The 19538-nt window shown below is 69.5% G+C and carries 19 protein-coding genes; 10 read left to right on the forward strand and 9 right to left on the reverse strand.

Features of this window, described 5'->3' with window-relative positions:
- Nucleotides 1-3: 3 nt before the first annotated feature.
- Nucleotides 4-675 carry a hemolysin III family protein gene (locus tag KBI44_08065; GenBank protein MBP9144422.1) on the reverse strand — a complete coding sequence of 224 codons (672 nt, stop codon included), beginning with the start codon at nt 673-675 and terminating at the stop codon, nt 4-6.
- 76 nt (nt 676-751) lie between these two features.
- On the opposite strand from KBI44_08065, the gene KBI44_08070 reads away from it, so the two are divergent.
- From KBI44_08070 to KBI44_08080, 3 genes are read left to right on the forward strand one after another with little or no spacing between them, the layout of a single operon-like run.
- Nucleotides 752-1456: a lysoplasmalogenase gene (locus KBI44_08070; GenBank protein MBP9144423.1), complete on the forward strand. Its 705-nt coding sequence runs from the start codon at nt 752-754 to the stop codon at nt 1454-1456.
- Nucleotides 1453-2610 (forward strand): bifunctional chorismate mutase/prephenate dehydratase, encoded by a 1158-nt coding sequence (locus KBI44_08075; protein MBP9144424.1) that lies wholly within the window; start codon nt 1453-1455, stop codon nt 2608-2610. Before KBI44_08070 ends, KBI44_08075 begins: the two co-directional genes overlap by 4 nt.
- A gap of 22 nt (nt 2611-2632) precedes the next feature.
- Nucleotides 2633-3343 (forward strand): hypothetical protein, encoded by a 711-nt coding sequence (locus tag KBI44_08080; GenBank protein ID MBP9144425.1) that lies wholly within the window; start codon nt 2633-2635, stop codon nt 3341-3343.
- Here KBI44_08080 and smc read toward each other — a convergent pair.
- From smc to xrtH, 7 genes are all read right to left on the reverse strand, one after another.
- Nucleotides 3340-6903: a chromosome segregation protein SMC gene (gene smc, locus KBI44_08085; protein ID MBP9144426.1), complete on the reverse strand. Its 3564-nt coding sequence runs from the start codon at nt 6901-6903 to the stop codon at nt 3340-3342. The genes KBI44_08080 and smc overlap by 4 nt on opposite strands.
- Before the next feature lie 84 nt (nt 6904-6987).
- Entirely contained in the window at nt 6988-7872 is an 885-nt protein-coding gene (locus tag KBI44_08090) for a metal ABC transporter permease (GenBank protein MBP9144427.1), read from the reverse strand.
- Nucleotides 7873-7882: 10 nt separating this feature from the next.
- Complete coding sequence (locus KBI44_08095; protein MBP9144428.1) at nt 7883-8815, reverse strand: zinc ABC transporter substrate-binding protein; 933 nt, start codon at nt 8813-8815, stop codon at nt 7883-7885.
- 14 nt (nt 8816-8829) lie between these two features.
- Entirely contained in the window at nt 8830-10338 is a 1509-nt protein-coding gene (locus KBI44_08100) for a hypothetical protein (GenBank protein ID MBP9144429.1), read from the reverse strand.
- Nucleotides 10339-10438: 100 nt separating this feature from the next.
- The gene (locus KBI44_08105; protein MBP9144430.1) at nt 10439-10816 is read right to left on the reverse strand and encodes a hypothetical protein; all 378 of its coding nucleotides are present in this window, start codon (nt 10814-10816) and stop codon (nt 10439-10441) included.
- A gap of 4 nt (nt 10817-10820) precedes the next feature.
- The gene (locus KBI44_08110; protein ID MBP9144431.1) at nt 10821-11414 is read right to left on the reverse strand and encodes a hypothetical protein; all 594 of its coding nucleotides are present in this window, start codon (nt 11412-11414) and stop codon (nt 10821-10823) included.
- Nucleotides 11415-11462: 48 nt separating this feature from the next.
- The gene (gene xrtH, locus KBI44_08115) at nt 11463-12035 is read right to left on the reverse strand and encodes an exosortase H (protein ID MBP9144432.1); all 573 of its coding nucleotides are present in this window, start codon (nt 12033-12035) and stop codon (nt 11463-11465) included.
- Nucleotides 12036-12241: 206 nt separating this feature from the next.
- On the opposite strand from xrtH, the gene pyrR reads away from it, so the two are divergent.
- The 5 genes from pyrR to KBI44_08140 are packed head-to-tail and all read left to right on the forward strand — an operon-like array spanning nt 12242 to nt 16974.
- On the forward strand, nt 12242-12754 hold the full coding sequence (gene pyrR / locus KBI44_08120) for a bifunctional pyr operon transcriptional regulator/uracil phosphoribosyltransferase PyrR (protein MBP9144433.1): 513 nt from the start codon (nt 12242-12244) through the stop codon (nt 12752-12754).
- Entirely contained in the window at nt 12751-13770 is a 1020-nt protein-coding gene (locus KBI44_08125) for an aspartate carbamoyltransferase catalytic subunit (GenBank protein MBP9144434.1), read from the forward strand. Before pyrR ends, KBI44_08125 begins: the two co-directional genes overlap by 4 nt.
- Nucleotides 13771-13781: 11 nt before the next feature.
- Nucleotides 13782-15110, forward strand: coding sequence for a dihydroorotase (locus KBI44_08130; protein MBP9144435.1), 1329 nt, complete (start codon nt 13782-13784; stop codon nt 15108-15110).
- Nucleotides 15111-15121: 11 nt separating this feature from the next.
- A complete protein-coding gene (locus KBI44_08135) occupies nt 15122-15943 on the forward strand; it encodes an inositol monophosphatase (GenBank protein MBP9144436.1) in 822 nt (273 codons plus the stop codon).
- Nucleotides 15940-16974 (forward strand): M23 family metallopeptidase, encoded by a 1035-nt coding sequence (locus tag KBI44_08140; protein MBP9144437.1) that lies wholly within the window; start codon nt 15940-15942, stop codon nt 16972-16974. Before KBI44_08135 ends, KBI44_08140 begins: the two co-directional genes overlap by 4 nt.
- 46 nt (nt 16975-17020) lie before the next feature.
- Here KBI44_08140 and KBI44_08145 read toward each other — a convergent pair whose 3' ends face one another.
- Entirely contained in the window at nt 17021-17368 is a 348-nt protein-coding gene (locus tag KBI44_08145; protein ID MBP9144438.1) for a hypothetical protein, read from the reverse strand.
- Nucleotides 17369-17532: 164 nt separating this feature from the next.
- Between KBI44_08145 and KBI44_08150 the strand changes: the two genes are divergently transcribed.
- Nucleotides 17533-18573, forward strand: coding sequence for a hypothetical protein (locus tag KBI44_08150; GenBank protein MBP9144439.1), 1041 nt, complete (start codon nt 17533-17535; stop codon nt 18571-18573).
- Nucleotides 18492-19520 carry a CPBP family intramembrane metalloprotease gene (locus tag KBI44_08155; protein ID MBP9144440.1) on the forward strand — a complete coding sequence of 343 codons (1029 nt, stop codon included), beginning with the start codon at nt 18492-18494 and terminating at the stop codon, nt 19518-19520. Before KBI44_08150 ends, KBI44_08155 begins: the two co-directional genes overlap by 82 nt.
- Nucleotides 19521-19538 lie beyond the last annotated feature (18 nt).

The following is a 19538-nucleotide window of genomic DNA, read 5'->3' on the forward strand; positions in this document are numbered from 1 at the left end:
GGATCAGAGTGCCGCGGACGCCGGCGCGGGAATGACGTAGTGCAGGATGGCGAAGTAGTGGCAGACGCTGCCGGCCAGCACGAACAGGTGCCAGATGAAGTGGTGGTAGCGCAGGCTCTTCCAGGCGAAGAAGACCAGCCCGAGCGTGTAGCAGAGGCCGCCGGCCACGAGCAGGGTCACGCCGCCCATGGGCAGGCGCTCGACCAGCGGCTGGAAGGCGATGAGGCAGGACCAGCCCATTCCGACGTAGAGCAGCACCGAGACGATCGGCGCGCGTCCGAGGGCCACTGCCTTCCAGAGAATGCCGCCGATCGCGCCGCTCCAGACCCAGGCAAAGAGCGACCAGCCCCACGGTCCCAGCAGTGGCCCGAGGGTGAACGGCGTGTAGGTGCCGGCAATCAAGAGGTAGATCGAGGAGTGGTCGATGACGCGCAGCACCTTCTTGGCGCGCACGATCGGGATGGAATGGTAGAGCGTCGATGCCAGGTAGAGCAGGATCAGCGTGGCTCCGAAAACCCACGCTGCCGTGAGGTCCAGCGGGCTGCCGTGGAGGGCGGCGCGGGGAATCAGCACGGCGAGCCCGACGATCGCCAGCACGACGCCGATGCCGTGCGAGACGCTGTGCGCCACCTCTTCGGCAACGCTGTAGACCGGCAGCTTTGCGTCGTTCGCCATGGGTCATTCTACTCCCCCTGCCTTTCGACCCGTCTGTGTGCCCGTCTCCGGCGCCCTGGCGCGATACGATGCGCCGGTGAAGACGCCTCGAGTCCCGCCCGTGTGGGCTGCCGGCTGCATCCTCGCGTTGGTCGCGGGAGCGGGACACCTGCTCGCCGAGAGCGCCGGCGTGACCCTCTGGGCGCTCCTCGCCAAGCCGATCCCGGTGCTCCTCCTCCTCGCCTGGGTCGCGCTTGCCGGCGACTCGCCGCTCCGGTGGCCCTTGGCGGGCGGCCTCGCCCTGTCGGCAGTGGGGGATGTGCTGATCCAGCGGCCCGGCGGGTTCCTCGCCGGCCTCGCCTTCTTCCTCGCCGCCCACCTCGCTTACACGAGCGGATTCTGGCGCGCCAGCCCGAAGCTCCACACGGCGCGCGCGCTGCCGTTCCTGCTCTTCGGCAGCCTGATGGGCTACTGGATCACCCCGGGCACCGCCGGCATGGCGATTCCGGTCGGCGCCTACATTCTGACGATCAGCGCGATGATGTGGCGCGCTGCGGCGCTCAACGGCGCACCGCGGCTCGAGCCGCTCGTCGGCCGCCTGGCGACCGCCGGCGCGATTCTCTTCGCGGCGAGTGACAGCCTGATCGCGATCCATCGCTTTGTCGCGCCGATCGCGTGGTCCGACCCGCCGATCATGATCCTCTACTGGCTCGGCCAGACGGGGATCGCCGCGTCCGCGGTCGTCGCCGGCCGCGCCCCGACGGCGGGCGCCGCGCGCCCGGCGGTCGGAGGCGCGCGATGACCCGGGACGTCCCTCCGCAGAACCAGAACGAGCGCCCCGCCGACCTGCAGGCGCTGCGCGAGGCGCTCGAACGGATCGACCACCGCCTGCTGCGTCTGCTGCGCGAACGAATGGATCTGGTCGAAGGTGTCGCCGAGGCAAAGCTGGGCAGCGCCTGGCCGTTCCGGGATCCGGCCCGCGAAGACCGTCTGCTCCTGCGCTTGCGACAGAGTGCGGTGGAGGAGGGGCTCGACCCGCACGAGGTCGAGCGGCTCTATCGCGTCATTCTCGACATGTCGGTCGCCCACCAGCAGGCGTTCGTGCGCGCCCTCGAAACGACGCCGCTCCGGGTCACCTATCAGGGGGCGGAGGGCTCGTACAGCCATCTCGCGGCGCAGCGCCAGTACTCCGGGCGGCCCGGTGGCGTGCTGCTCACCGGCTGCGAGACCTTCCGGCGCGCCGCGGAGGCGGTGCTCTCGGGCGAGGCCGACCTGGCGCTCCTGCCGATCGAGAATACGACTGCCGGCAGCATCAACGAGACCTACGATCTCCTCGGCGAGGGCGGCCTCACGATTACCGGCGAGGTCATCGCCGCGATCGAGCACTGCCTGCTGGGGCTGCCCGGCTCGACGGTCGAGGAGCTCTCCGCGGCGCTCTCGCATCCGCAGGCGCTCTGGCAGTGCGAGGGGTTTTTTCGCGCCCATCCACATATCCGGGCACAGGCGGAGTTCGACACCGCGGGCGCGGCGCGCAAGGTGAAGGAGTCGGGGGACCGGGCGCTCGCGGCCATAGCGAGTTTCGCGGCGGCTTCGACCTATGGACTCGAAGTGCTCGTGCGCGGCATCCAGACCCAGGCCGGAAACGCCACCCGCTTCGTCGAGATGGGGCTGCACGCCGTGCCGGTGGCGGAGACGGCGCGGGTGAAGAGCTCGCTGCTGCTGGTTCTCTCCGATCGGCCCGGAGCCCTGGGCGAGGTCCTGCAGGAGCTCGCACGCCGGGGTCTCAATCTCACCAAGCTCGAATCCCGCCCGATTCCAGGCAACCCGTGGTCGTACCGTTTCTACCTCGACGTCGACGGCCACGCCTCAGCGACCGTCTTCCAGGAGGCACTGGCGGCGCTTGGCGCCCTGACGACCGATCTTCGCCTCCTCGGCACCTATCCGGCCGCCGGGTGAGCCAGAAAGCGGATTCCCAGTCATGAAACCGACCGAGCTCCTGGCCCGCGCCCCCACCGGCGACGGGGACGAGATGACCCTGACCCGGCGCGACGGCGCCTACTACCTGAATCTGAAATCGAGCGGCGAGCTGATGACCAGCCGGGCCCACGGCTCGGAGAAGGCGCTCGCCACGCTCGCCATTGCCGCGATGCCGAAGACCCCCCGTCCCCGCGTCCTGGTCGGTGGCCTGGGCTTCGGCTACACGCTGCGCGCAGCGCTCGACGCGCTGCCGCCTGACGCCGAGGTGGTGGTCGCGGAGCTCTTCGACCTGGTGCTCACCGCGAACCGCGGCGAGGTCGGCGAGCTCGCCGGCCGGCCGCTCGACGACCCGCGGGTCTCGGTGCGCATGGGCGACGTCCGCGACGCGCTCGGCGACGCGACCTTCGAGGCCATCCTGCTCGATGTCGACAACGGCCCCGAGGCGTTCACGCTGGCCGCCAATTCGCGGCTCTACTCCGGGAAAGGACTGGCCCGGCTGGCGCGAAGTCTCGTTCCGCGCGGCATTCTCGGCATCTGGTCGAATGCGGAAGGTCCCCCGAGCGAACCGGTCCTGCGCCGGTTCGAAACCTCCGGCTTCTTCACCCCGTGGGTAGAGCGGACGCGTTCCCGCGAGCGCGGTCGCGGCGCCCATCACACCATCGTCCTCGCACGGCGCCTGCCGCCGGAGCGGGCGGAGGCCTCTGCGGACTAAGCCGAAACGGCGGCTGCTTCGGGGTGGACCTCTTCGAGGGCCACTGTCACCAGCTTCGACACGCCGCGCTCTTCCATGGTTACGCCGTAGAGCGTGCTCGCGACCTCCATGGTGAGCTTGTTGTGGGTGATGACGATGCACTGCGTCTCCTTGGCGAGCTCGCGCAGCATGCCGACGAATCGCAGCGTGTTGATGTCGTCGAGCGGTGCGTCGACCTCGTCGAGGATGCAGAACGGCGAAGGCTTGGTGCGGAAGAGCGCGAAGAGCAGCGCAATCGCAGTCAGCGCTTTCTCGCCGCCGGAGAGCAGCATCAGGTTCTGCAAGCGCTTGCCGGGCGGTCGCGCCACGATCTCGATGCCGCTCTCCATGAGGTCTTCTTCGTCGAGCAGGCGCATCTCGGCTTCGCCGCCGCGGAACAGATCGACGAAGGTCTTCGAGAACTGGGCGTTCACCTGGGCGAACGCCTCCTTGAAGCGCTCGCTCGAGGTCTGGTTGATCTCCTTGATGGTGTGACGCAGCGACTCGACCGAGGCGGCGACGTCGGCGCGCTGCACCGAGAGGAACTTGTGGCGCTCCTCCTCGCCGCTGTACTCGTCGGCGGCAAGGACGTTCACCGGGCCGATGGCCTCGATCTGCTCCTTGATCCGCGCCAGATCGACCTCCATCTCGGCGAGGTTCGGCGGCAGCTCGCCCGGAATCTCGGGCAACGGCTCGCCGAAATGCTCGGCATGCTCGGCGCCAAGATGGGTGGCGTCGTGCTCGAGGCCGACCAGGGCGATGCGGAGATTCTCCACCTCGCCGCGGGCCTGGTCATGCTCGCGGCGAACGGCGGCGAGCGCTTCCTGGCGCGCCCGCGCGCCCTGGCGCTCGCCGTCGAGGCTCTCGCCATCGCGCCGCAGCAGCTCCTCGCCGCCAGCGCGCAGGTCGAGCGCTTCCTGGAGCTCGCGCTCCGCCTGCTGCATGGCGGCCTCGAGCTCGCTCTTCCTCGCCGCGAGCGTGGCGGACTCTTTCATCCACTCCTCGATCTGGCGCTCCGCGGCGGCGATCTCGCGCGCCAGCCGGGAGCTCTCGCGGTCCATCGACTGCAGCCGCTCGGTGAGCACGTCGAGCTGTCCGCGCCGGCCGGCACCGAGGGCGCGCTGGGTCTCGCGCTCCTTGCGAGCCGCTTCGACCTCCTTCTGGAGCTCGTCGAACTGGAGCTCCTGGGCGGCGTGTCGCGCCTCGAGACCCTCGAGGTCACCGCCGAGGCCGAGCTGAACCTCGCCGAGGCGGGCGAGCTCGGAGGCGAGGCGCGCCTGCTCGCGCTGCAGCCCCTCTTCGGCTTCGGTCAGGCGCTGATGCCGCCCGGCGAGGTCGTCGCGGCGGGAGCGCACGCCGGCCTGCTCCTGCTTGAGCGCACCGGCCGCCTCCTGCGCGCGGTGGATGGTCTCGGCGACGGCGGCTCGCGCCGCGACGAGCTCCTGAATCTCGCTCTGGGCGGCGAGGATGCGCTCCTCGAGCCCCGGCAGGAGGTCGGCGAGATCGGTCAGCTCGCTGGCGCGGGCAAGGAACCCGGGCTGCTGCTCGTCGCTCTGGAGGTGGATCAGGCCGCCCTGCATCCAGAGCCGGTCGCGGGTCAGGAACGAGACCCCCGGGTGACGGCGGGCGAGCCGCTCGGCGTCCTCCGGAGTGGCGACGAGGTAGGCCGGCGGGAGAGCCTGGGCGACCTCCGGTTCGAGGCCGAGGGCGTCGCCGAGCGACGCGACGATCGCCGGATCGTCCGGCCACGGCCAGGCCCCGCCACCGGCGATGGCCTCACCATCCTCGGCGGAGAGCGGGGTGAGGAGCGTCCCCGAGGCATGGGCGCTGTCGGCGAGCAGGGTCGCGACCTCGCGCGCCGGCAGCTCACCCGAGAGCACGACCGCGTCGATCAGGTCGCCGAGGTAGAGGTCGAGGCTGCGCTCCCAGCCGCGCATTACGTGAATGCGGGTGCCGAGCGTCGCGGGCTCGGAGATGCCGAGCGCCGCGAGATGTTCGGCGAGCGCCCGGCCTTTCTCCCGATCGCCTTCGGCGAGCTCGGCAAGGAAGCGCTGGCGCTCCGTTCGTCCGGTGCGTTCGTGTTCGAGCGTGCGCAGGACGTCGGCGGCGGTGGCCTCCCGGGCCAGGAGCTCGGCGAGAGTTTCGCGCGCCGCCGTGAGCTCGAGGTGGCGCTCTCCCAGCAGGGCCTCGATTTCGGCCAGACGGGCGTTGGCCGTGGCCAGGCCGCGGCTCGCCTCGGTGATCTCCTGCGAGCGCAGCGCGAGCTCGTCGAAGAGATGGCGCTGGCGGAAGCTGCTCTTTTCCGACTCGATCTGCTCGCGATGGATCCGGTTGCGCAGCGCCGTGAGCTCGCCCAGCGAGGCGAGGAGCTCCTGGCGCGCCGCCTCGAGGCGCGCTTCGGCGGCCGCCGCGACCGATTCGACCTCGCGCAGCCGGGCGCCGTCCGCCTGGACGAGGGCCGCCGCCTGATCGTGCTCGACGATCAACCGGGCGCGACTGGCGGTGAGCTCGCCGACCGTGCGGCCGTGGGCTTCGAGATCCTCCCGCCGCTTGCCGGAAACCGCCTGTCCGGCGGCGACCCGGGCGTCGATCTCGGCGATCGTCCGCCGGGTGCCGGAGAGGAACTGCTGGCGCCCTGCGATGGTCGCGCCGAGCTCGGCCTGGCGGCGCGACTTGTCGGAGAGCTCCGTGGCGAGCCGGTCGATCTTCTCGCGCAACTCGGCGAGCTCGGCCTCCTGGCGGTGGATGTTGGCGGCGAGGTCGGTCTCCCTCGTCTGTGACTCGCCGAGGGCGATGCGGCGCTCCGCGAGCTCGCTCGCGAGGCGCGACCAGCGCCCGCCGAGGACCGCACGGTGGAGCGTCTTCCACTCCGCCTGGCGCTCCTGGAATCGGCGCGCGGCCCCTGCCTGGCGCTTGAGCGAGCGCAGGTTGCGCTCGATCTCGCTCACGATGTCGTCGAGTCGCAGGAGGTTCGCCGTCGCCTCTTCGAGCTTCAGCTCGGCGATCTTCTTGCGCGCCTTGTAGCGGGTGATCCCGGCCGCCTCTTCGATCAGCTTGCGGCGCTCCTGGGGCTTCCCCGAGAGGATGAGGCCGATCTTCCCCTGCTCGATGACCGAGTAGGCTCGGATGCCCAGTCCGGTGTCCATCAGCAGGTCCTTGATCTCCTTGAGGCGGACCGTCTTGCCGTTCAGGCGATACTGCGACTCACCCGTGCGGAAGACGCGGCGGGAGATCGTCACCCTCCCGTCCTCCCCCAGGGCGCCGCCGGCGAAGCTCGCGTCGGCCAGGAAAGAGAGCGTGACTTCGCCCATGCCGAGAGGCTTCCTCTTCTCGGAGCCATTGAAAATGACGTCTTCCATGGTGTCGCCGCGCATCGATTTGGCGCTCTGCTCGCCGAGAACCCAGGTGATGGCGTCCGAGAGATTCGACTTCCCGCAGCCGTTCGGACCGACGATGCCGGTGATCCCGCCCGCGAACAGGACGTGCACGGGGTCGACGAAGGACTTGAAACCAGAGACATCGAGGCGTTCGAGCTTGAGCATTCCAGATTCCCCAGGGAAGGGAGCGAACCTAGCAGAGCCAGCGGCAGTTCCACAACCTGTGGGGGTATCCTATGGCAAGCGCAGCTAGATATGGGTGGAACCCGCCTCCCCGGGCCGGTCGGATCGGCTGGAGGCCGCCTCTCTGAGATGCCGGATCCAGGCGATCGCTCCGGAACCCGCCAGCAGGAGGCCGAAGATGCAGACGATGGTCGGTCCGGTGGGCAGGTCCATGCTTTCCCATTGCGTCGAGAGCAGGAGGCCGGAGAGGCCGGCGGCGAGCGCCACCCCCCAGCCGATCGCCAGGCGCGTCGCGATCCGCGAGGAGAGCAGCGCGCCGCAGACCGCCGGCACGATGAGATACGAGAACACAAGATAGACGCCGGCGAGACGGACGAAGCTGGTGACGACCAACCCGAAAGTGGCGTAGAAGAGGAAGTCCCAGAGTCGCACGCTCATTCCCTGGCGCTCCGCCTCGAGCTCGTCGAAGGACACCAGGTGGAATTTGCGGCGCAGAGCGAAGTGGAAAGCGCCGACTGCCGCGAAGAGAACGAGGGTGCTGAGCACCGCCTCGCGCGAGACCAGCAGGAGATTGCCGACCAGGAGGTTCTTGATCTCCTCGTCTCCTGCGGCCGTCCGCGAGAGCACCAGGGTCGAGGCCGCTGCCGCGACGATGTAGAGGACGCCGATGATCGCCTCCTGCGGCACCCGGGCATGGCGGAAGCGGGTGAGCGAGAAGAGCGCCGCGCCGGCCAGGGTGAAGGCCGTTGCCAACACATGGGGAAGATGCCCGTGGTCGGGATCGGCGCCGAAGAGGATCGCCGTCGCGATGCCGAGCGCCGCGATCTGCGCCAGCGCGAGATCGACGAAGATGATCCCCCGGCCGACGACGTGGAGTCCGAAATAGACGAGGAGCGCGGGCAGCAGGATCAGGGCGACGAGTGGCCAGAACCAGAGTGTCAGAAGGTCCATGGCTGGGTCCTCAAGGCTGCTTCGCCAGCGCCTGCGCGATGCGTTTCACGTTGGTGTCGATCAGTTCGACGTAGGTCTCCGTCCCCGGGATGCCGCCGGGAAACTGGCAGACCTCGACCACCTGCGCGCCGTTGTGTGCCGCGACCGACTCGGCAGTCTTGCGCGGCTGGTAGGGCTCGAGCAGCAGCACGCGGATGTTCTGCGCCTGCATTTTCGCTATGACCTGGGCCAGGTGGGGAGGCGAGGGCGGGATGCCGGGCTTGGGTTCGAGAAAGGTACTCGCATCGAGTCCGAACCGGTGGCTGAAGTAGCGCCAGGTCGGGTGATAGGTGACGATGGGGCGCCCCTTGAACGGCGCCAGGATCTCCGTCCATTCGCGGATCTTGGCGTCGAGCGCGGCGGTCGAGGTCGCGAGGTTCGTCTGGAAGCTCTGCGCGCCGGCCGCATCCAGTGCCGTGAAGACCCGCGCCAGGTGCGCGGCGACGACCTTGGCGTTCTCCGGGTCGAGCATGAAATGAGGATTGCCGGCGAGGTGGGTGTCGCCCTGCGAGCGGTCCGCCGACTGCGGAATGTCGAGGAGCTTTATGCCCTGCGAAGCCACGACGCGGCCCGGCGCGCCGGCGAGGATGCGCGGATTGCGCGCCCCGTCGAGCAGGGGAGCGAGCCATCCGATCTCGAGCTCGGCGCCGCCTTCGATCAGCACGTCGGCGCGATGCATCGCCACGATCTGACTCGGCCGGGCGTCGACGAAATGCGGGTCTTCGGTCGGTTTGGCGATCGTGGTGACAGTCACCCGGGCGCCGCCGATCTCTTTCGCGAGCGCGCCGTACTCGGAGGTCGTGGCGACGACCTTGAGCTCGGCAAGGCCTGCGGCGGGCGTGAGGAGCGTGGCCGCCAGGCAGACGGCGCTGGCGAAGAGCGGGTTTCTCGTGCCGATGTTCATGGTAGCCCTCATGCTCAGAACTTGTGCGCGGCGTGGGCGCCGAGCAGGAACTCGAGCTGCAGCCAGAGCGAATGTTCGTCGCGCTCGAGCGCGTCGCCCTGGTCGAAGTTGTACTGCAGACGGAGCTTCGAGTACTCGGTCGGGAACCAGGTCCAGACCGGCGAGAGGCGCAGGCGGCTCTCGAGCGCCGGATCGCCGGGATCTCCGGTATCGCCGCCCACCCGGTCGAGGCGCAGACCGACCACCTGGCCGGGCCGGTAGCCCCAGTTGGCCTGCAGATAGCCGCCCCAGTCCTCGAAGTCGGTAGCCGCGAGGCCGGAATCGGGTGCGGCATCGGCCGCGAGATCGCGGTACATCAGCTCGCCCTGGACCTTGAAGAACGGAAAGCCCTTGAACGCCGTCGGCGACTTCCACTTCCAGAAGCCGTCGATACCGTAGATGCTCGTCTTTCCCGACTCGCCGGTTCCGTTCGGCCCCAGCGCCGCGGAGGCGCCAAGGAGAAGGGTCTGGGTGTCGGTGAGATCGAACGAGGCGGTGTAGCGCGGCGCGAAGAGCAGGTCGCCCGCCGAGGTGACCTCGCGAAGGACGACCTCTCTCCCGAAGAGGGTCTCGCCGGGCACGCTGCGGAAGCTGGTCAGGGTCTCACCCTGGCTGTTCTGGATGCCGAGGAACGCTTCGGAGTAGAAAGCGGTCGGCAGCAGCCAGGAGACCCGTGCGCCCACCGATCGCAGGCCGTCGCCGCCGAAGAAGCGGCCGTTGACCAGGGGCTGGTCGACGAAGTCCCAGCTGTGCGGATGGCTCGTGTTGAGCCGCCCGAACTCGGTGAAGAACTGACCCGCCTTGAGCTGAAGCCCACCGGGCAGGGCCGTGGTCGTCGCGTAGACCTCTTCGAGCTCGACGACTGTCTCGCCCTCGGGGGAGATCTGCAGGATCACGTTCGCCTGGCCTCGGAAGTACGGATCGACCGCACCCTCGAGGACCATCTCGACGTTCTGCACGGTGAAGCCGCGCTGGACCGGGTCGTGGCCACCCGTCTGGAGCGCCTCGACGTCGCTCGCCGTGGAGGCGCCGGCGGCGAAGATGCCGTCCAGCGAGAGGTTGAGGTAGTTCTTGCCGGCGGCGCCCGAGAGGAGCGTCAACGGCGCGGGAACCGGCGTCGACTCCGCTGCGCCGCCGCCGGTAGCCACTCCGGCGATCGCTTCGGCCGGCGCTGGGGAGGGCTTTGCCGTCCCCGAGGCCTCGAATGGGAGGGGAGGGGCGAGAGTGGCGAGGCGGGCTTCGAGATCGGCCATGCGCCGCTCGTAGTCGGATCGCAGCGCAGCGATCTCCCGGCGGAGCTCGGTGACGGCGTCGTCGCTCGCGGTGGCCGTCGCGGGTGCCGGGGCCGCTGCGATCGATGGGTTGGCGGCCGGTGCTTCTCCCGGGGCCGCGCCGGGCATCGACTGCGCGACGGCGCCTGCGACGACGGCCGCGGGCGCCAGGGCGGCGAGGATCGCCGCCAGAATGGACTTTCTTGCGTGCATTGGAGACTCCTCTGCGCGTGCCCAGGGGGCTCCGCGCGGTTGAACGGTTGAGTTCCATGGCGCCGGCGCGACGCGCCGGAGCGGGGGAGCTGAGAACCGTTCAGGCGGCCGGAGGGCCGCGGGGCGAGGCGGAGGAGGGAAGGCTGTGCGGCGGCGGAGCGATGGTGGGCGAGGCCTCGGACGGGCGGTCTCCCGCCGGGCCGATCTGTCCTGCCGGATCCGGATGCACGCCGCGGGACTGCGCCTGCAGCGCGCAGGTGGCGCAGGCGGGTTCGCGCAACTCGTCGGAGTGGTCGAAATGGTGCGGGATTCCGGGGTGACTGGCCGCCTGGTCGACGATCTCGCCGGCCTCGATGTCCCGATGGTGATTCGCCAGATTGTGGAGCTCGAGCGCGCCGCTCGAGGCGAGCAGCGCGCACAGGAGGACGAGAGCCTGTCGGAGGCCTGCGGCGATGGACCTGCTGGCGCGTCCCGTCATCGGTTCAGGTGCGGCGCAGATGGTGCTGAAAGTCCTGGAAGTAGAAGCCCGTCCAGAGGATGAACGGCAGCGCGAGCTTGATCGGCAGGTCGAGCAGATGCTTTCCGAAACCCCAGAGATTCTGGGCGAAGGCGCCGTAGTGCTCATTGCTCCAGGCGCCGAGCTGGGTCGAGTAGACGAACTTCACGTAGAAGAAGAGTACCAGTATGTGAAAGCAGACGGAGACGAGCAGTGCCCAGCCGAGGTTCTCGAACCGCCGCCGCTTCTCGACCGCCGGGACAGCGAGGAAGAGCGCGACGGTGAGGATGAGGTTGAAGTGCAGGTCGGTGAGGCGGAACTTGTAGACGAAGGCCTGCTTGCCCGACATGTCGCTGCGGGTGACGAGGACCTGGTGGGTCTCCTGAATGTAGAGGCGGGTGACGCCGGGAAACTCGGTCAGACGCGCGAGCTGCTCCCCGGCCACGGAGAGGAATCGGTTGTAGAACGGGGTGAGCAGCAGCCAGACCACCGCCGCCGGGAGAATCCAGAACAGGAGACTCCGCACGAGACGGCCCGTCCAGGATGGGCTCCGGTCTCCGCTGCTGGTGGGGCCAGGCATGGTCGGATTCTCTTGAGGGCTGTCGAGGAGGAGAGGGGGCCCGCCGGGTTAGGCCGACGGCGCATCGCTCGCGGCCGCGGGGTCGCCAGGGTGCAGCTCCGCGAAGCGATTCGCCCACAGTATCCAGAGCAGCACCCCGGAGAGGATGACGACGGTCTGCCAGATCACCGTGTGGGAGCTGTCGAAGAGCCGCGGAAAATAGACTCCGGTGAGAAACAGTGCGACCACCCGGACGAGGTTCACCAGCTGGATCGCGACGAAGCCCAGAACCACGCCCAGAAGGCGCGATCGCCAGCTCGCCGGAAAGGCGAGCACGGCGGCGAAGTAGATCAACATCGCCTCGACGCCGTTGCAGCCGTTGCGGATGTTGACCGCGAACCGGTCGTTGCGAATGATCGTGCCGCTCATCGTGGTCTGCTGACCCAGCAGGTTGAGGGTCGCTCCACCGGCCCGGGCGATCGCGCCGGTGAACGGCTCGATGACGCGGTCGTTGACCGGATTCCAGGAGATCAGGGTGAAAGTCGTCCCGAGAATCAGCACGAAGAGGATCAGGAAGCCGAGCTCCCGCCGATAGCGGCTCCAGGCGGAGGCTGCTGGCGGGGGCTTTTGGGGAGCGCGCATGCAGGGGTCGCCCCCGGAAGCGAGGGGTAGCCAGCCTATGACGCGGCGCGTCGACTGTCCAGGTTTGCAGGAGACGCCGAAACGCTGACGGTTCGCCGTGGTTCGATTGACAACCCCGGCGAGCGGGCCATACCATCAGGCCCGGCCCCCCCGGTATCCGATCCTTGTCCCTCGTCACCAAAGCGACCATACTCGACGCCACCGAGATGCGTCGCATCGTCCGTCGAATGGCGGGCGAGCTCATCGAGTCCGAAGGCGACCTCGACAATCTGATGCTCGTCGGGATTCGGACCCGGGGCGTGCCGCTCGCTGACCAGCTGGCGGCGGACATCTTCCAGCTCGAAGGCAAGCGCGTGGCGATCGGCACCCTCGACATCACGCTCTACCGCGACGATCTGTCGCTGGTCGCTCCGAAACCGGTGGTGCGGGAGAGCCATTTCCCCGTGCCGATCGCGGACCGCACGCTCGTTCTGTGCGACGACGTGCTCTACACCGGCCGAACCGTGCGCGCGGCGCTCGACGCGCTGCTCGACTACGGACGGCCCAAGGCGGTCCGCCTCGCGGTGCTGATCGACCGCGGCTGGCGGGAGTTCCCGATCCATGCCGACGTCGTCGGGCGCAAGGTCCCGACCTCCGCGACCGAAGTGATCAAGGTCAGCTTCGAGGCCACCGACGCGGAGTCGAAGGTGCAGATTCTGGACCGCAAGCCGGGCTCATGACGGTGCCCGTCGATCGGCCCGGCGATCAGGCGAGCGGTCGGCCGGCCGAGCGGCCCTCCGACCGTTCCGCGCCTGCCGAGTCGATAGCCTGGCGACGCAAGGATCTGCTCGGTATCGCCGAGCTCTCGGTCGAAGAGATCGAGCTCATCCTGTCGACCGCCGAGTCGTTCGCCGAGGTCGCCCGCCGGCCGGTGAAGAAGGTCCCGACGCTGCGCGGCAAGACGGTGGTGAATCTCTTCTTCGAGCCTTCGACCCGCACCCGCGTCTCCTTCGAGATCGCCGCCCAGCGGCTCTCGGCGGACGTGGTCAACTTCAGCACCGCCGGTTCGTCGCAGTCGAAGGGGGAGACCCTGCGCGACACGACGCACAACATCGCCTCGATGTTCCCCGATTTCGTCGTCGTACGCCACGCCCACCATGGCGTGCCGGCGATGCTCGCCCGCGAGCTCGCCTGCGGGGTCGTGAACGCCGGCGACGGTTCGCACGAGCATCCCACCCAGGCTCTGCTCGACGCCCTGACGATCCGGCGGCGCAAGGGACGGATCGCCGGCCTGACGGTGGCGCTGGTGGGGGACATCGCCCACAGCCGGGTGGCGCGGTCGAACATCCACCTCCTGACCCGCCTCGGGGCGCATGTCCGGGTGGCGGGCCCGCGCACCATGCTCCCGGCGGCGATCGCTTCGATGGGCGTCGAGGTCTGCTACACGATCGAAGAGGCGGTCGCCGGCGCCGACGCGATCGTGATGCTCCGCCTGCAGCTCGAACGCCAGAGGAGCGTCCTCTTTCCGAGCCTCGGCGAATACGCGGCGCTCTTCGGGCTCAATCCGGCGCGCCTGGCGCTCGCGAACCCGGAGGCGATCGTGCTGCACCCTGGCCCGATGAACCGTGGCGTCGAGATCACCAGCGAAGTGGCTGACGGACCGCACTCGGCGATCCTGGAGCAGGTCGGCCAGGGGGTCGCGGTGCGGATGGCGGTGCTCTACCTCCTCGCTGGTGCGCAGAGGCCCACAGCATGAAGTCCGGCGGTGTGAGGCCCGTCCTGCTCACCGGTGGGCGGCTGATCGACCCCGCGCAGGGGATCGACGGCGCGCTCGACCTGTTGCTCACGGACGGTGTCGTGGGTGCCATCGGCGCTCCGGGAAGCCTCCTCGAGCGCGCGGCTGGGGCCGCCGGCGCGCGCGCCGGCGAAGCGCTCGAAGTGATCGAGCTCGCGGGAAAGGTCGTCTGTCCCGGACTGATCGACATCCATGTCCATTTCCGGGAGCCTGGTCAGGAGTCCAAGGAGACCGTCGCCACCGGCGCTGCTGCCGCCGTCGCGGGCGGCTTCGCCCGGGTCGCCTGCATGGCGAACACCCTGCCGGCCAACGACAGCGGCTGGGTGACCGGGCTCATCGTCCGTGCCGCCGAGCTCGCGGCGCTCGCCCGTGTGCATCCGATCGGCGCCATCAGCAAGGGCCTCGAGGGCAAGGAGCTCGCGCCGATGGGCGCCATGGTCGCGGCGGGTGCGGTCGCGGTCTCGGACGACGGCCGTCCGGTCTCGAACGCAGAGCTCATGCGCCGGGCGCTCGAGTATTCACGGCATTTCGGGATTCCGGTGATCCAGCACGCTCAGGACATGGATCTGACCGGCGACGGCGTGATGCACGAAGGGGTGTGGTCGGCGCGCTCCGGAATGCCCGGCATTCCGGGGCTGGCCGAAGACGTGATGGTGGCGCGCGATCTCCTGCTGGTCGAGGAGACGGGTGGCCGCTACCATCTGGCGCACATGTCCACCGCTCGCGCCGCCGGACTGGTGCGCGAAGCGAAGCGCCGCGGCCTGCCGGTCACCTGCGAGGTGACGCCGCATCACCTACTGCTCACCGACCAGTCCGTGGTCGAGGCCGGGTTCGACGCTCAGTTCAAGATGAATCCGCCACTGCGCGCCGATCGCGACCGCGAGGCCCTGCTGGCCGCGATCGCCGATGGCACCGTGGACGCCATCGCGAGCGACCACGCGCCCCACACCTCGGACGAGAAGTGTTTCGAATTCGAGCTGGCGCCGTTCGGAATTCTCGGCCTCGAGACGACTCTGTCGGTCTGCCTCGAGCACCTGGTGCGGCCAGGGCATCTGGCGCTCGGCAAGCTCGTCGAGCTGCTCACCAGCGGACCGGCGCGTGTCCTCGGCCTGCCGGGGGGGACGCTCGCTCCCGGGTCGCCGGCGGACGTGACGGTCATCGATCTCGAGCGCAAGTCGACCATCGAGCCGCGGAGCTTCCGCAGCAAGTCGCGCAACACGCCGTTCGGCGGCTGGCCGGTCACCGGCGGCGCCGTGATGACGATCGTCGGCGGCAGAGTCGTCTTTCGGGTGGCGCCGTGAACCACCGCGAGCTGCTCGAAGGCGCCCTGGCGGCCGCGGAGCTCGGTGCCGACGTACTCAAGCGCCACTTCCGCAGCGGGGGTCTCGAGGTGCACTCGAAGGCCCTGAACGACTTCGTGACCCAGGCCGACCACGAGAGCGAGGCCGCGGTGGTGGCGGAGCTCCTGGGCCGTTTTCCGGATCACCGGATTCTCGCCGAAGAGGGGAGTCTGAACGCTGCGGCTTCGGCCGGCGCCACCGGCGCCAGTGACTACGAGTGGATCATCGATCCGCTCGACGGAACGACGAACTTCCTGCAGGGACTCCCCATCTGGGCGGTGTCGATCGCTTGCCGGCGCGGCGACGAGATTCTGGCCGGTGTGGTGCTCGATCCCCAGGGCGGTAACTGCTTCACCGCCGTGCGCGGCGGGGGGGCGTTCTGGAACGGGAGGCGCATGCGGGTTTCGGACCGTCCGGCGCTCTCCGGCGCGTTTCTGGCGACCGGCTATCCGTTCCGCGCCAAGGCGGCGCTCGATCTCTACCTCGGCCTCTTTCGCGGCGTCTTCACCGAAGCGCGGGCGATCCGCCGCTGCGGCTCGGCGGCGCTCGACCTGGCCTATGTCGCCGCCGGCGTCTACGACGGCTTTTTCGAGTTCCGCCTCGCGCCCTGGGACATCGCCGCCGGCGCCTTGCTGATCGAGCAGGCGGGCGGCGTGCTCTCCGACCTCGACGGCGGCGCGGACTTCCTGCGCTCGGGCAACGTCCTCGCCGGAAATCCGGGGGTCCACGCCGGCCTGCTGGCGATCGCGAAGGGCCACGCTTCGGAGGCGGAGCTCGACCGCCTCGTGCCTTGAGCCTGCGCGACTCCGCAGAAATCCATCTGCATCCGCGCAATGCGCGGGGACGGATCCGGACAGTTCGTTTCAGCCCCCGGGGGAAGCGTTTCGGGCTCGCCCTCCTCGTCGCCTATCTGCTCTTCCTCGCCGGTGGACTCTTCCTCGCGCCGCGCACGATCTCGAACCAACTGCTGCAGCGCGACTACCGGGTGCGCGTCGTGCGCCGCCAGCAGCTCGGCGAGCGTCTGCAGGCGCTGGTGGAGCGATTCGCCGAGCTCGGGCGCCAGGGGCGCGCGCTGCGCTCCCGGGTCGAACGCATCGAACGCGTCTACGGGCTTCCCGAGCGGCCGGAGGGCGATCTGGAGAGGCTCCCGTCGGGGCCGGCCGAGCTGCCCGCGACCATCTTCGGCAGCGTGCTCGCGCAGGGCAACCGCCTCGAAGCCGCTCTGCGCTCCGACCTCGACCGTGCCGATCGCGCTCTTTCGGACCTCGAAGCGTTCGAGCGCGAGCGGCGGCAGTGGGTCGACCAGGTCCCGGCGCGCTCTCCCCTGCGCGGCGAGGACGTCGTGTTGACGAGCGCCTTCGGCAGCCGGCGCAGCCCCTATACCCGGGCCATGGAGTTTCACTCGGGCATCGATCTCGCCGCGCCCGCCGGCACGCCGATCCTCGCACCGGTCGCCGGCGTGGTGGTCTGGGCTGGAGCCGTCGAGGCCGATCGCCGGAACGACTGGTGGCGGCTCGGTCAGACGGTCGTGATCGCGAGCGGCGACGCTTTCCGCACCATCTTCGGACACTGCGAGCAGATCCTCGTCCGGCGCGGTGAGCGCGTGTCGGCGGGTGAGCCGATCGCCACCGTCGGCGAGACGGGTTGGACGACGGCGCCGCATCTGCACTACGAGATCCGGCGCCGGACCGCGAGCGGCTGGACCGCCGTCGATCCCCGCGACTATCTGCTCGACCGTCCGCTCGAGGAGTCGGACCGCCCGCCCTCGGCGCGCGGCGCGAACGCCATGGAGGCCCAGCCCCTGCCGCCCCAGTTCCTGCGCTGAGGTAGGAGATCGGTCAGACCGCCCACCGCGTCCTTCGGTCGTGCCCTCAGGAGTCTTCGGCGTCCCAGTGGAAACGGTGCATCAACCGGTGGAGGATCGGAGCGAAGACGATACCGGCCACGATGAGCACAGCGAGGCCGGAGTAGAGAGCATAGAGGCCGGCGAAGATCTTTCCTCCGGCGGTCTGCGGCAGGTTCACCGGGCCCATTCCGCCGAGGATCATCGCTGCGTTCAGGAATGCGTCGACCCATCCGAGCTGCTCGAACCAGGCGTAGCCCGCCATACCGAGGCCGAGGGATCCGCCAATGAAGCCGATGGCGGCCAGAAAGTGGCGCAGCAGGCGGAGGCGATACGCCGGCCTGGGAAGGAGCGGACGATCCCTGTGCTCGTACAAGCGCCCTCCTCGCAGCCCAGCCTGCGGGCTCCCCTCCGGTCGGCTTCCGCGAACACCGAGTGTAATGGAGATCGCGGGGCTTTTGCGACGGCAAAGTCCTCTACAATCCCGGTATGGCCGCAGTCCATACCGGAGAACGGACTCCGTCGGCAGCGCCGCCATCCTTGCCGGTCACTTTCTACCTCGCGGACGAGCCGGATGTCGCCGGGATCTCGCGCCTGGATCCCGACGTCGACCTGGACGCTTTCCGTCCGGGGGAGCTCTCCTGGGTGGCGCAAACCTACCTTCGCCTGCGGAACGCGGGCTTCCCGGTCGCGCTGCAGTCGACGCCGCCGGAGCGTGGTCTGGTCGTCTTTCACGCCAAGCACAAACACGCCCTGGCCCGGCAGGCGAGCGGCCGGCGCGGCCTGATCTTCGTCGCGATTCGGGCCGACAACAGCTCGCCGCTCCTCGCCGACTTCGAGGTCCTGCAGTCGGGCCGTTTCGCCGACGACCGCAACCGCTTCTGGATTCCGTTCTGGCCGCAGCCCGGGCTGGTGCCTCGCGATCCTGCGCGCGGAACGACACTCCAGCGCGTCGCCTACATGGGGCGGATCGAGAACCTCCACCCGGAGTTTCGCGGGGAGGGCTGGCGCCAGGCGCTCGCGGCCCTCGGCCTGGAGTGGGTCCTGCGCGAAGTCCGGTTCGCGAAGGGTGCAGGCGCGCGCCCGGGCGGGTCGAGTCGCAACGGCAAGAGCAGTTGCGAGGAGACGCGCATCGACTGGGAGGACTACCGCACGCTGGACGCCGTGATCGCGGTGCGCCCGTTCGAGCCTCACCTGTACTTCGCCAAGCCGGCGAGCAAGCTGATCAACGCCTGGCGTGCAGGAGTCCCCGCGCTGGTCGGTCCGGAGTTCGCCAGTCGCGAGATCCGTCGCACCGACGACGACTTTCTCGAGGTCGCCGACGCGGGCGCGGCGCTCGCGGCGCTGCGGCGACTGCGCGACGATCCGGAGCTCTACTCGCGGATCGTCGCCGCGGGCCATCGGCGCGCTCCCGAGTTCTCCTTCGCCGCGCTCACCGCGCAGTGGGCCCGACTGCTCTTCGAGACCCTGCCGCAGCGCGTCGCCGTAGGCGGACTGCCGTGGAGCCATCGTCTCCCGCTGTCTTTGCGGATTCCGCTGCGCCGGGCCGTGCGTCTGCTCCGGGCCGCGAGGAAGCGCTGAGCCGGCTGCGCCTTCGCCCGCTGCTGGCGTGGGTAATCATCCCGCTCGGAGGACTGGTTCTGGCCGCGCTCGCTGCGCCCTTCATCTACTCCGCCCTGCTGGAGCTCCTGCCGAAGGCGGACGTTCCCTTCTCGCGGGTCTACAACCGGGCTGCGATGCTGATCGCGGCGCTGCTGCTCCTGCTGCTCCGCGATCCGCTCGGCTGGCGTGGGCTGCCGGGGCTCCTCGTCGCGCGATCTGGCAGTGGAGCGGTCTGCCAGATCGTCGCTGGATTCCTCGCGGCGCTCCTGGGGGTGGGGATCGCGGTCGGAGCCGCCCTCGTCATGGGTTGGCTCGCGCTGGCGGGTTCTTCTTACGAGTTCGTCGCCGGCAGAACCGCGACGGCACTGGTCGGTGGGCTCGTCGTGGCGTTCCTTGAAGAGTCGTTCTTTCGCGGGCTGATGTTCGTCTCCCTGGCGGCAAGCCTCGGGACGCTGCGCGCAGCGATCGCGAGCAGCGGCGCCTATGCGCTGGTCCACCTGCTGGTTTCGGATCCGGCGCTCGGACGGCAGGGCTACTCGGTCGGCGCCGGTCTCGCGTACCTAGGAAATGCGGTCGCCCGGCAGATCGAGCCGGCCTCCCTGCTGCCTCTGTGCGGACTCTTCCTGTGCGGACTGGTCCTGGCGCTATCCGTCCGCCGCAGTGGGGCGCTCTTTCTCGCCATCGGCCTGCACGCCGGCTGGGTATTCTCGTTTCAGGTTCTGCGCCACGCCACGCGGCCCCTCGGCGCGATTCCGGGTCACTCCTACCTCGCGACGCACCACTATCTCGTCGGGACCACCTGGGCCTGGGTCGGCATCTTCCTGGGGGGGATCTTCGTGCTCAGCTGGTGGTTCTGGGCAGAACGGCGACCCGTCGCAGAGCTGCTCGGCGCGGGCCTACCCAGGATCGCCCGAAAAGGGGTCTGATCGCAGCCGTCGCCGGCT

The sequence above is a fragment of the Thermoanaerobaculia bacterium genome (genome assembly GCA_018057705.1).
In the GTDB taxonomy this organism is placed as follows: domain Bacteria; phylum Acidobacteriota; class Thermoanaerobaculia; order Multivoradales; family JAGPDF01; genus JAGPDF01.

Coding starts and splice junctions, on each gene's coding strand:
- KBI44_08065 (MBP9144422.1), bottom strand. CDS start 675: ATGGCGAACGACGCAAAGCTGCCGGTCTACAGCGTTGCCGAAGAGGTG.
- KBI44_08075 (MBP9144424.1), top strand. CDS start 1,453: ATGACCCGGGACGTCCCTCCGCAGAACCAGAACGAGCGCCCCGCCGAC.
- KBI44_08080 (MBP9144425.1), top strand. CDS start 2,633: ATGAAACCGACCGAGCTCCTGGCCCGCGCCCCCACCGGCGACGGGGAC.
- smc (MBP9144426.1), bottom strand. CDS start 6,903: ATGCTCAAGCTCGAACGCCTCGATGTCTCTGGTTTCAAGTCCTTCGTC.
- KBI44_08090 (MBP9144427.1), bottom strand. CDS start 7,872: ATGGACCTTCTGACACTCTGGTTCTGGCCACTCGTCGCCCTGATCCTG.
- KBI44_08095 (MBP9144428.1), bottom strand. CDS start 8,815: ATGAACATCGGCACGAGAAACCCGCTCTTCGCCAGCGCCGTCTGCCTG.
- KBI44_08100 (MBP9144429.1), bottom strand. CDS start 10,338: ATGCACGCAAGAAAGTCCATTCTGGCGGCGATCCTCGCCGCCCTGGCG.
- KBI44_08105 (MBP9144430.1), bottom strand. CDS start 10,816: ATGACGGGACGCGCCAGCAGGTCCATCGCCGCAGGCCTCCGACAGGCT.
- KBI44_08110 (MBP9144431.1), bottom strand. CDS start 11,414: ATGCCTGGCCCCACCAGCAGCGGAGACCGGAGCCCATCCTGGACGGGC.
- xrtH (MBP9144432.1), bottom strand. CDS start 12,035: ATGCGCGCTCCCCAAAAGCCCCCGCCAGCAGCCTCCGCCTGGAGCCGC.
- pyrR (MBP9144433.1), top strand. CDS start 12,242: ATGCGTCGCATCGTCCGTCGAATGGCGGGCGAGCTCATCGAGTCCGAA.
- KBI44_08125 (MBP9144434.1), top strand. CDS start 12,751: ATGACGGTGCCCGTCGATCGGCCCGGCGATCAGGCGAGCGGTCGGCCG.